Raw genomic sequence first — 11477 nt, 5'->3', positions numbered from 1 at the left:
TCCGAAGTCAGGAACTATGGACAACTCAAAACAGAGTTGACCACAGTTTGAGCACACTCACAAGCTTCTCGCTCACATACCACAAGCTCAATAACAAATTATATTTTTTAAACAAAAGGACATTTTTAAATTGGAGATCAAGGACATTTTAAATTGGTTTGACATATCTTAGGATTGGGGTGTTCAAATCATAAATAAAATGCTAAAATTACAATCATTATTATTTATCTAAGTCAGAGGTAACCTTATGCCAAAAATTATTTCTCATCCAGGAAAGTATAACCACGATCAAGCAGAAAATGTAGGATATCAAGACAAAGAGCAGCCTTTTGGCTATTTTGAGATTCAGAATGCCCCTAAACGTCCTTCACAAGAAGATGCCATAGCATGGCAAACACTAGATCGAAAATTAGACTCTTTAAGTCCAGAGGAAATTGGGAAACGTTTATGGACAACATATCGAATTTTGGATAAGCAAGTTTTAGAAAACAAATATAGGGATGGAACGACCGCATCCACTACAGTTTATGATGGAAAGGGTAATTTAATTACTGCTACCTTGGCAGATGCTGCATCTTTTGCTGCTGTATATGATAAGGAAGGTAATGTCTTGGGAGTAGTTAGGTTAAACTCAGTAACTCATAAACCAACTGATGAGCTAGAAAAGAAACGAATTGAGACAGCAGGTGGCTTTGTTGCATTTGGGAGAGTCAATGGAGTGCTTGCAGTTTCACGAGCTATTGGTGACGCACCCCTTAAGGAAAGTGGAGTATGTTCTGAAGCAACAATTGATATTACTAGTTTCGATGAATTAGCAAAAAAATTTAATATAAGCCGCGAAGCCATTGGGAAAGTACAAATTATTACAACTTGTGATGGCTTTACTGATGGGGCAAAAAATCAAACTAAAGCAGATCATGAAGATTTTTTACGCACTACTTTAGAGGATATTTTAAAGGCAGATAAAAAGCAATCAGAAACGGAAATAGCAAAAGCTTTAGTGCTCAAAGCAAAAGGAAATGGCTCTGTAGATAACATTACCGTTGCCATCCAAACTGTAACCGGAGATACGCCGGCTGTTCTTCTTGGAGTTTATGATGGACATGGTGGTGCAATGGCATCAACTCATGTTGCAGAAAATATTGGTACTGAATTTAGCAGACAATGCGCTTTAACACCGGAAGCTTATGAGAAACAATCGCTTAGCGTAGAGAAAAATAAACTCGCTTATACTCGCGATAATTCGGGTAAAACAAAAGATAAAGAAGAACCAGTGAAACAGAAAATAGAGCAAGAGGTAAAGAAACCAGTAGAAGAGGATGTGGAGCAAGAGGTAAAGAAACCAGTAGAAGAGGACGTGGAGCAAGAGGAAAAAGAACCTGTAATGAATACTAAAAAAGAATGTGAATCAATTATTCAACAGCTTCTTGAGGTTACTGAAGAATATCAAAAGAATTTATCGAAAAAAAACGTAGAAATACATTCAATTATTAATCAATTAATTGGAGTTTTAAAAAGCCCAGAAAAAAATCAGGATACAATAAAAAAATATTTTGAGGTCCTTGATACAAAAGAAGAGGGCAAGGCATTGAAAAACATGGAAATAATCCAGAATAATAAAGACAGATCAACAGGACGTTTTCTTGCAGGGATTGCTGCTATTGCATTAACCGTTGTAACTGGGATTTTTCCAGGACTTATTGTTATTGGAATAGTATACGCTCTGACTGATAAAACACCTACAGATTTATTTAAAACTCGTAGTGAACTGTTTAAAGAGAAAATAGACGAGTTTAATGAATCGCTTAATGAAAATAAAAAAGGCTTTTCTCCTTCCAATAATTGAGCCCTATCTTACTAGCATACTTTTGCCTGGTTGGTGCATAAAGCAACAACCAGGTTCATTTCAGAAATTGGACTGAACAATGACCTCATTTAAGGTCTTTTTAATTGAATCCCATTGCTCAAATAGTTGCGTCTGTATATCAGGATTTGTTTGGATTTCTAACTCTTTGGCATTTTCTTTAGTGTAGAATATATTCAAAACTTGTAAATCGTCGCGATTTGCGAATGCTTTATCCATTGATTCTATATTTTTTTTAGCATCATCAACAAAAATAATGGTTTTAATGTTTTGTTTTGTATTAGCTAAAGCACAAAGCAAAGCTTCACCTTTGTCTTCCCCATCCAAAAACATAATGCCCCGTTGATAGATCACCTCTTGGGTGAATTGTGGACAATGAAAATTACCAGCTACCGATGTTTTATTATTGTTTAATTTCAATCCATTTTTTTGAAACAATAATTTTTCGCCAATCATAAATTGATTATCTTTCAGTTGCATTAAGGTGGCGCTTAAATGTTCTTTTCCTCGTGCTGTTAGCCCTAAGAGTGTCACATCTTGTTTTACGGCCTTTTTTAGAAAAGGCATTACATATTCATCAGTGACTTCCATTTTAACTAATTGAAACAAAAGATTCTGGATACGCACCAATTGTTGGTAGTCTTGAGTAAATAATTTCTCAGATGGGACTTTATTTTTTTGTAATTTATATTGCCAATCCCACCAACCCACGCTGCCTAAGGTTGTGACATAGTGATTAATGTATCGTCCAGATCAAATACCATCAAAGTGGTCTTTGGATCAGCTTGCGATTCCTTATACCATGTCGCAATATCGGCAAAAGTATCTGTTTGATAATTGATAACTTTAGCAAGAATGGGGTTGGTTAATAATAAACAAATGAACAATATAATAAAACGCATGATACCTCCTAGTTGTTGTATATCAAGCGTTATGGTATAGATTAGTCAATTGATTGATTAGATAGAAAAATAAAAACATATTGTTCATTATGATAAACAATCCACTTAGTCTAAATGATTTGGCCATTTTTGCTTTAGTCGTAAAAAAACGTAGCTTTACTCAGGCTGCATTAGCAGCAGGAATTTCTAAAGCCTGGGTCAGTCAAAAAATCTCACAGATGGAGGCTAATCTGGGGATTAAATTACTTAACAGAACCACTCGCTCCTTAAGCCTTACTCTAGGGGGGGAAATTTTATTTGAGCATTGCCAAACCATGTTGAAAGAAGTGGTTTATGCAGAGAATCATTTGCGAGAATATGCAAAGACTCCCTCAGGTCAGCTAGTCATTACTTGCCCTGAAATCTCTGGGTTAGAATTATTCCCTAATTTGTTACACGATTTTAAATTACTCTATCCTCAAATTAAGATACGTTTGATTATTACTGATCAATTTCTGGATTTAACCCAATATGGCATTGATTTCGCCTTTAGAACTGGAAAATTGCCTGATTCAAGGCTAGTATCTCGCTATATTGGAGAAGTGCCACGTTGTTTAGTGGCCTCCCCAACCTATTTATCTAAACGTTCGCCAATACAATGCCCCATGGATTTAATGAATCATAAGCTGTTAAAGCACAGTTCTCTGGGTGATTGGCCTTTAAAAAATGATAAAGAATTATTTAAAATTCACGTTAAAAATCCTGCAATAGAAAGTAATTCTTTAATCTTTTTGCATAAAATGGCATGTTTTGATCACGGCATTGCTTTTCTTCCTTACTACCTATGTTCAGATGCTTTGAAAAATAAGATTTTGGTTAAGGTATTACCCGATTGGCTTAATACGGATAATGAGTATTATATGGTTTATCACAAAGACAAAAGTGTTCTTTATATTCATCAATTATTTAAAGAATTTATATTGAATTCGGATTTAAAAAGTAGGATCTCAAAAAAGAATTAGATTTAATTTAGCTGATACAACCTGTATTTAAGTTTCGTATAATATGGGTTCGCACATCCGATTAACTAAATATTGAACTTTCCTACTTGAAATATTGTTCAAATGGAGCGAGGATTAAAAAAAATATTCTCATGCTAAAAAATGAATTTATATACTGCTGCTGTTGAAATTATTCCGAAAGAAGAGCATATCGCGCAGACAACTTCTCCTTATTTTATGTCCTTATTTTTATCCGCGCAAATTTTAAGCATACTAATTGGTGTTGTGTTTCTTTTTATTGCATTCTATATGCTTCGCCCAAGAGAGAAAGACCAAAGACGCATTCAAGATCAATTTTTATTTTATTTGATCTTGGGGCTGTTTTTCATTTTTTTCCCTTTTGTGTTCGAATATTTCGGATAGTTAATCCAGGGCCGCTTGTAATTGGGGAATTTTTGTCACAGGGGATCATTGAATCAACTAAAAAGGCTTATTTTCATCTATACTACTAAAAACAAACCAATTAGATTGTATTATGAGATTGCAGATATATACATTTTCAGAAAAGCATAAGAATCTTCTTCGAGAACAAAAAAAAATGTAATAGAGACACTTGATTTCATTGCTGCTTATCTGGTTGAGAACGGCGAAGCTCCTGAGAAATGGCGCGAGATGCTACATGAGGAGCATAGGATCAGCTATTATGATGTAATACCGAAAGGTTCACGGTTGATGCCTAAAGAAATTGAATTGGAAATTTTTGTAACTAATAGGCAAGGAGTGGTTGAGGCAAAGGTTTTTAAGAAAAATACTGCCAACGCGAATATTTCATTGATATCTGTTGTTCATAAAAAATTAGAGGAAAGATTACAAAAATTATTTCTAATGAGCCAGACTGTATCAGAAGAGCAGCAGGATCTCATTAATCAACATATTCAATATACTCAAGATTTAATTCAAGAATGTATATTTCAAAAAATAAATAGTCAGCTTCTAATATGCGAAGTAGGCGCTATGCATTACGTGGAAAGAATTATTACTGGTCTGGAAGGCATAATTAACCAAGATAATCCTGAATACATTCAGTTTAAAATGTTCATGGAAGAACTTGAGCAAATCATAAAGGAACAGACTCCAGTTAAAATAGATGGGAAGAATGTGATTTCTTATACTCATTATGATGTTGAAGTTATTAGACAACAATTCAAAATGATTTTTAATAAGGCTAAATTATTAGCTTTATCTTTTTTTGACGAGCAGTCAATTAATGATCAGCCTACTGAGAGATATATTCAAGATTGTTTTAATAATGTGAGATACCTGTTTTTAGCTAAAAACGATGTAAATTTTTCGATCACTAAATAGTTCCAAATTGTAAATGTCCTTTTAATGAAATAGATGAGTACAGTTCTTCGACGAAGAATGGATGTGCAGAAATTAGCAAAAATCAATTTATGCGTTAGTGAATTGAAGAAGAATTACCGCGTTCTTTCTTATCTATTCTACTACAAATAAATTTGTTATATCATGAGATTGGAGGATAGTATATCTCTGACCTAAGAGCATAAGAATTTTCTTCAAGCAAAAAGTTGTAATAGATGTACTGATTTAATTGCCACTTATTTAGTTGAAAACGGTGAGACTCCTGAGGAATGACGGAGATTATAACTAAGAAGGGGTAGTCAAATGGCAGATAATATTCTTATCGACTTCACCACTATGGATGAAGCATGTAAAGCTCAGATGCAAGAATACTTAAATAAATTTATTGTTCAATTAGAGCAAATATCGGACATAATTAAGTATTTTAACCCCCAGAGCACAATTCGTAAAGAAGTGATTACCAATCTAAATAATTGGGCAATGCGGCATGTTGTTCCATCAACAGGTCGTGGTTCTCCTGAAATGTCACTTAGAGTGCCTAATAGAGCAAAAGATACAACGGCAAGTTTGAGTCAAAGTGTAGCGGCCTTATTTGCAAAAGGTACTGATAATTTATTTGATTATTTAAAACAAGAGATTGATAAAGCAAGAGATAAAACTAGTAATAAAGATAAAAAGAAAGAATTACAAGAATTGAAAGGATATGTTGATCTTCTCCAGGTGCAAGCGATATCAAAGATTGCCGAAGTTGGTGCATTAAATTATTTGTCTCAATTGAAAGGCCATTTTAAAGAAATATATGCGTGTAGCTCTCGAACGAAAGATGCTGATACACAGAAAATTTGGCACGAAGTCAATTTAAGTGTTAACGAATTAGAAAAGAATTTTAGTAAATATTCCTTGGATTTTCTGACAACGAATAATGTCTTAGAAAATTTTTCTTATAAGGATGCAGGTAGAGTAAGAGTAATAGTTGATTCTTTATATAAAGATATCAAGGAGAATATTAAAACGCTTAATGAAACAGGGAAATGTCTAAAAGATTATATAGAAATAACTAAAACACTTGAATCAGCAGTAGGGTGTTTCGCACATAAAAACAATATCAGTTTTCAACTCCCAACCGCAGGTGCTACTACAAGACAAAAAATACGCGGCCTAACATCATTAAGCTTAGGGGTGGTTGGTATGGGTTCCTGTATAGGATCTGCCGTTTTAACAATAGTTAGTGTTGCAGCGCCTCCTGTTGCTTCAGTCACAGGTCCTATGGCAGTTGGTTTGGGAGGTATTTCGCTTGTCAGCGGCATTAGCGCATCAACTATGACTATTCTTAATGGCGCAAGTAATTATTTTGAGTATCATCTTCCATTTTCATTAGAAGAAAAAATAACTCTGACATTAGTTGCCACATCGCTTCTTACCGCTGGGGCAAATAATCTGTTAGGCTCCACATTACCTGTTGTAACAACATCAAATAGCGTAGCTAAAACATTGATCACAGCAGGTCTTTTAGGTAGAGGAGTTCATAAAATCATTTCCCAAGCAGACATGAAAAAGCAAATAGAAAAACAAGGGGATGGATCTAATATTCCCGCTAGTGATGAGATTAAATACTATACACCTTAACTTTGCGTACAAAGTTTTGTACTTTAGAAAATACCAAATTTATGGTAAATGGTTAGCCTTTTGACTCTGCTTTATTGGACTAAGAGCTAATCTCATAATGGATTTGGTATAGAATTGCCAACGCCCTCTATTATTTAATGTGAGTTCGATATAAGCAAAATCGGGGTTTTTTCTTATATCGAACTCACGTAGAAACTCTTTATTCCTGACGCCATAAATTGGTTTTCATTAAGTCAAGAATAGCATCACCTTGACCATTTATAATTGCCTTCATCATATAAAGACTAAATCCTTTCACTTGTCCTAATTCTATGGCAGGAGGCATGATTAATTCATTTCTGTTGACCAAAACATCGAGTAAGACAGGTCCTTTGTGATTGAAAGCTTGTTGTAAATCATCTTGTAAAGTAGAGGCGTTTTCTACTCTAATCCCTTTCATCCCTATGGACTCAGCCATAGCTGCAAAATTAGGGTTTTCAAGTACAGTACCATAATCCAACATTCCACCCACATGCATCTCCATTTCCACAAAACCCAGTGCTCCATTATTAAATACAATAATTTTAACAGGCAATTTTTGTTGAATTAACGTCAAGATCTCGCCCATCAGCATAGAGAATCCACCATCACCGCATAGAGCTATCACTTGTCTTTCTGAGAAAGTTGCTTGTGCCCCTATTGCTTGGGATAGCGCATTCGCCATTGATCCATGATTAAAAGAACCTAGAATTTTTCTTTGGCCATTCATATGCAGATATCGTGCGGCCCAAACCGTAGGGGTCCCAACATCGGTGGTAAAAATGGCATCTTCTTTTGCCGCCAAATCAATACATTTCGCTAAATATTGCGGATGAAGGCGTGTTTTATCAGCAGATTTCGTTGCCAAAGCGTCTAGCCCTTGGCGTGCTTTTTTGTAGTGAGATAGTGCGGCTTCTAAATGGCTGCTGTCTTTCTTGGGGGTTAATAAGGGCAACAAGGCTTTTATAGTACAATCTATGTCCCCGACAGCACCTAAAGCAAGATTAGTGCGTTTGCCTAATTGTTCTCCATTTAAATCAATTTGAATAATTTGTGCTTCGCTAGGATAAAATTGTCTATAGGGAAAGCTAGTACCTAATAATAACAAAGTATCACAAGCTTCCATGGCGTAATAACCTGAAGAGAATCCTATTAAACCCGTCATCCCAACATCATAGGGATTATCGGGTTCAATATAGGGTTTACCTCTTAAGGTATGAACCACAGGGGATTGTAAAGTCTCACATAATTTCATTAAGGAATGATGCGCATTTGCTGCTCCAATACCACAAAACAAAGTAACCCTTTTGGCCTCATTTAACCTTTTCGCAATGTCCTGTAAAACAGGCATAGGAGGTATTACTTCTGGCTTGAAATAAGGGCCACAAGCTTTATTTGCCAAATAGGCTGCTTTTTTTAGCGCTACATCGCCAGAGATAACTAATACTGCCACATCAGATTTGGCTTTGGCGGTTTGCATGGCAATTTGCAATAATCTGGGCATTTGCTCTGGTGAGTCCACAATTTCACAGTAACAGCTGCATTCTTTAAACAAAATGTTAGGATGTGTTTCTTGGAAATAATCACCACCAATTTCAGGACTTGGAATATGAGCAGCTATAGCAAGGATTGGGACTTTGCTCCTATGACAATCATACAACCCATTAATTAAATGCAAATTACCAGGTCCACAACTACCCGCACAGACAGTTAATTCACCAGTCAATTGCGCCTCAGCTCCCGCAGCAAAAGCAGCAGCCTCTTCATGACGGACATGAATCCATTCTATATTTTTATGTTTTTGTAATGCATTAGTTATCCCATTTAATGAATCACCTACTATGCCATAAATTCGTCTTATCCCAGCAACCTCCAAAGTATCTACCAATACTTCTGCTACATTTGCCATAGTATCAATCCTTTGTTATTAGTTTTATAAATATAATATCTTCTGTAGCATAGAGAAATTACAAAATGCTTTTACTATGAAATAATAATAGTGTAATAGCGATGTAAATCCAGCTTAATTTTTTAAATAACTGAGTTAATCAGGTAATAAAGACTAATGGATAGTCGGGGAATATGCTGAAAATGTCCGAAATTAATGATTTGTTTGCTTTAGTCAAACAACAACTTCGTTTACAAGGTATAACCTACAAAATTCTCGCAGATAAACTGCAACTGTCAGAGGCAAGCATCAAACGAATGTTCAGTAATGAGGAGCTCACCCTTTGTCGTTTGGAACGAATTTGTTCTTGCATTGATATGACCTTGTCGGAATTGTTTGCCTTGCTGGAAAAGAAAAAAATACGAATACGTCATTTGTCAGAAAGTCAGGAAATGGAACTTGTAAGTGAGCTGGAATTATTATTGGTGGCTATATGTATTCTTAATCATTGGACCTTTGATGATATCCTAAAATTTTATACTCTTTCAGAATCTACATTGATACGTTATGCAGCCCGTCTTGATCGTATGAAAATTATTGAGCTTTTGCCTGGTAATCGTTTCAAGCACCTGGTTGACCCTGATTTTCATTGGATCCCCGATGGACCTATTCAACGCTTTTTTCAACAAACCATCCAAAGTGACTTTTTTACCTCTCATTTTGAAAAACCAACAGAGTTATTGCTTGTGCGTAGTGGCATGCTAAGTGAGCAAGATAACCAATTGTTTCAGCAAGCCATGATAAAAACTGCCAATGAGTTTGTTGCGTTATGTCGGGAGACTATTGATGTGCCTATCGAGAAACGCCAGGGGACAGCCTTCGTCATGGCTATTCGTCCCTGGGTTCCGCAAATTTTTGATTATTTAAAGCGTAAAGATTAAAAGTTAATTTGATACCAATGCATTTGGATTGGAGTAATCTTGCTCAGATAATTGCGGTATTTGGGTAATTAATTGATGTACTTTTTGTTTTACCTCGGTTGTCTTGCTCAAAATATCCATTGCAGAGCCAAATATAACACTAATCTGGCGTTTACCTTTAGAAGAGAGTTTTGCACGGGATAATTTAGAACCCCATAATCCATGCAGATAAAAGGGGATAATGACGGCATCGGCATTCATCGCTGCGCGCTCAAAACCAGAGTGGAACCGATTCATTCGCCCCGTTCGTGTTAATTGCCCTTCGGGGAACAAGGCAACTACTTCACCAGCATTCAACGCATGATTTATTTTGCAAAGCGCTTCATGAGAGTCGCCTGGAGCAATAGGAATGACTTTGAATAACTGGAAAAGCCATTTGATATACCATTTCTCATAAATGCTCTTGTCCATGACAAAGCGAATAGGCCGACTACAGGCAATTTGCAATATAGCCCAGTCAATAAAACTAACATGATTGCCTAAGAGCAGTACACCTCCTTTTTCGGGCAGCATCTGCGCTTGAAAAATCCGTATACGATACCAACGACGTAACAGAATGCTTAAACTATAACGCAGTAGTGCATGTGCGGAGGTAATCAAGGTATACACAGTGCCGAATAATGCGATATAAAATAGACTATTTAACAAGATCTTACTATCAATATGGCAGGCACCAGACAACATTCCTAGAAGCAAAAAACCAAGCATAAAGCAATTCTGGACAAAATTATTTGCTGATTGAATTTTTCCAGACTCTTGGCGAGGCGCATAATGTTGAATGAGCGCATTAAGTGGGACAATCAGCATGCCGCCAAAGAAACCATAGATTAAAAAAAGCAAAATGATTGCTATAGGACTGGATAGGTAGGGTAATAAATACAATCCTACCGTGATGCCCAAGGCTGCAGCAGGGATAAGTCCTGACTCAATAAAATAACGAGAAACTGTTCCTGCATACAAGGCACCCATCAAAATACCGATGCCAGCGACAGCCATAGAACCTTGAGCAAACATAATACTTGTATTGCCAATATGTTCCTTGATATAGGCGCCATAACTCGCTAAAAGCACTTGATTAATCGCCCAGAAAATAGAAAGCCCAATAATACATCCCAAAATGATTGCGGGTCGGCGGGTAATCCCGAGATACGATTTTAAATAAGTTCCTGAAAAATAGTGCACCGGATTATAACGTGAGCTGGGATCCGCTGCGCTGTTTTTAACGAGGCGAAAGGTCATTACTGTTTCAAAAATAGAAAAAAGAATGAGAAGAAACCCGATAGGGGCAAATGTGCGCACGATCTCAACTCTATCCATGCTATGTTCCAGGCCTGCTGCTTTGAGAGACCAGCTAAATAGCGAGGTAAATACCACTGTAGCGCTTAGAATCGCAATAATCGTGAGTGTTTGTACGAGGGCATTAGCCTGAGCCAAATATTCTTGCCCAAAAAGCTCTTTGATATAGCCGTATTTTGCTGGTGAATTGAGAGCGCTTTGTGTAGCTAACAGCAAAGTCATCAAAAATGCTCCAAGAAAATATCCCTTAAAATAACACCAGGTAATAATCAAGGTTAATGGAATTGCTGCGGCGGCAGTGATTTTCAATACACCTGCTTTGGGGAATCGATCAGCGATAAAGCCTGATGGAGTAAACAACAAAATATAGGGCAGTAAAATGAATGCATTGATAATGGATGACAAGAGGGTATAGGTCGATCCGTTTGTCGTTTGATATAAACTGTCTTGGATTAGAATTTTATGTCCCAGATCAATAAATGTATTAAAGAATACCAGCATGAGGTAAGGCCAAAAGCCTTTAATTTTCATCATTTTCAT

At 36.3% G+C, this 11477-nt stretch carries 10 protein-coding genes; 6 read left to right on the top strand and 4 right to left on the bottom strand.

Annotated elements, in window-relative coordinates:
• Positions 1 to 247 precede the first annotated feature (247 nt).
• Entirely contained in the window at positions 248 to 1846 is a 1599-nt protein-coding gene (locus tag OK13_RS14180; RefSeq protein WP_081964905.1) for a PP2C family serine/threonine-protein phosphatase, read from the top strand.
• Between the two features lie 60 nt (positions 1847 to 1906).
• Here OK13_RS14180 and OK13_RS09300 read toward each other — a convergent pair whose 3' ends face one another.
• Together OK13_RS09300 and OK13_RS15340 are read right to left on the bottom strand one after the other, a co-directional pair.
• Complete coding sequence (locus OK13_RS09300) at positions 1907 to 2575, bottom strand: DUF2608 domain-containing protein (RefSeq protein WP_241480496.1); 669 nt, start codon at positions 2573 to 2575, stop codon at positions 1907 to 1909.
• Between the two features lie 5 nt (positions 2576 to 2580).
• Complete coding sequence (locus OK13_RS15340; RefSeq protein ID WP_241480495.1) at positions 2581 to 2766, bottom strand: DUF2608 domain-containing protein; 186 nt, start codon at positions 2764 to 2766, stop codon at positions 2581 to 2583.
• 89 nt (positions 2767 to 2855) lie between these two features.
• Here OK13_RS15340 and OK13_RS09295 point away from each other — a divergent pair, with 89 nt between their 5' ends.
• The 4 genes from OK13_RS09295 to OK13_RS09280 all read left to right on the top strand — a co-directional run bounded on the left by OK13_RS09295 (position 2856) and on the right by OK13_RS09280 (position 6755).
• Positions 2856 to 3767 carry a LysR family transcriptional regulator gene (locus OK13_RS09295; RefSeq protein ID WP_035890419.1) on the top strand — a complete coding sequence of 304 codons (912 nt, stop codon included), beginning with the start codon at positions 2856 to 2858 and terminating at the stop codon, positions 3765 to 3767.
• Between the two features lie 141 nt (positions 3768 to 3908).
• The gene (locus OK13_RS09290) at positions 3909 to 4169 is read left to right on the top strand and encodes a hypothetical protein (protein WP_035890418.1); all 261 of its coding nucleotides are present in this window, start codon (positions 3909 to 3911) and stop codon (positions 4167 to 4169) included.
• A 309-nt stretch (positions 4170 to 4478) separates the two neighbouring features.
• On the top strand, positions 4479 to 5111 hold the full coding sequence (locus tag OK13_RS09285) for a hypothetical protein (protein ID WP_152571651.1): 633 nt from the start codon (positions 4479 to 4481) through the stop codon (positions 5109 to 5111).
• A 321-nt stretch (positions 5112 to 5432) separates the two neighbouring features.
• The gene (locus OK13_RS09280) at positions 5433 to 6755 is read left to right on the top strand and encodes a hypothetical protein (protein ID WP_035890417.1); all 1323 of its coding nucleotides are present in this window, start codon (positions 5433 to 5435) and stop codon (positions 6753 to 6755) included.
• A 199-nt stretch (positions 6756 to 6954) separates the two neighbouring features.
• Here the strand turns inward: OK13_RS09280 and poxB are convergent, their stop codons facing one another.
• The gene (gene poxB, locus OK13_RS09275; RefSeq protein ID WP_035890416.1) at positions 6955 to 8682 is read right to left on the bottom strand and encodes a ubiquinone-dependent pyruvate dehydrogenase; all 1728 of its coding nucleotides are present in this window, start codon (positions 8680 to 8682) and stop codon (positions 6955 to 6957) included.
• A gap of 173 nt (positions 8683 to 8855) precedes the next feature.
• On the opposite strand from poxB, the gene OK13_RS09270 reads away from it, so the two are divergent.
• Entirely contained in the window at positions 8856 to 9602 is a 747-nt protein-coding gene (locus tag OK13_RS09270) for a helix-turn-helix domain-containing protein (RefSeq protein WP_052117631.1), read from the top strand.
• A 3-nt stretch (positions 9603 to 9605) separates the two neighbouring features.
• On the opposite strand, the gene OK13_RS09265 is transcribed toward OK13_RS09270, so the two are convergent.
• Positions 9606 to 11471: an MFS transporter gene (locus OK13_RS09265; RefSeq protein ID WP_160264744.1), complete on the bottom strand. Its 1866-nt coding sequence runs from the start codon at positions 11469 to 11471 to the stop codon at positions 9606 to 9608.
• Positions 11472 to 11477 lie beyond the last annotated feature (6 nt).

This window comes from Legionella norrlandica (genome assembly GCF_000770585.1).
GTDB lineage: Bacteria > Pseudomonadota > Gammaproteobacteria > Legionellales > Legionellaceae > Legionella > Legionella norrlandica.
Note: the sequence above shows the minus strand (reverse complement) of the source record. Positions and strands in the feature narration are given on the sequence as shown.

What these genes read in the sequence shown, in the direction of transcription:
- OK13_RS09265 (WP_160264744.1), bottom strand. Translation starts at nt 11,471, where the DNA reads ATGATGAAAATTAAAGGCTTTTGGCCTTACCTCATGCTGGTATTCTTT.
- OK13_RS14180 (WP_081964905.1), top strand. Translation starts at nt 248, where the DNA reads ATGCCAAAAATTATTTCTCATCCAGGAAAGTATAACCACGATCAAGCA.
- OK13_RS09280 (WP_035890417.1), top strand. Translation starts at nt 5,433, where the DNA reads ATGGCAGATAATATTCTTATCGACTTCACCACTATGGATGAAGCATGT.
- OK13_RS09295 (WP_035890419.1), top strand. Translation starts at nt 2,856, where the DNA reads ATGATAAACAATCCACTTAGTCTAAATGATTTGGCCATTTTTGCTTTA.
- poxB (WP_035890416.1), bottom strand. Translation starts at nt 8,682, where the DNA reads ATGGCAAATGTAGCAGAAGTATTGGTAGATACTTTGGAGGTTGCTGGG.
- OK13_RS15340 (WP_241480495.1), bottom strand. Translation starts at nt 2,766, where the DNA reads ATGCGTTTTATTATATTGTTCATTTGTTTATTATTAACCAACCCCATT.
- OK13_RS09285 (WP_152571651.1), top strand. Translation starts at nt 4,479, where the DNA reads ATGCCTAAAGAAATTGAATTGGAAATTTTTGTAACTAATAGGCAAGGA.
- OK13_RS09270 (WP_052117631.1), top strand. Translation starts at nt 8,856, where the DNA reads ATGCTGAAAATGTCCGAAATTAATGATTTGTTTGCTTTAGTCAAACAA.
- OK13_RS09290 (WP_035890418.1), top strand. Translation starts at nt 3,909, where the DNA reads ATGAATTTATATACTGCTGCTGTTGAAATTATTCCGAAAGAAGAGCAT.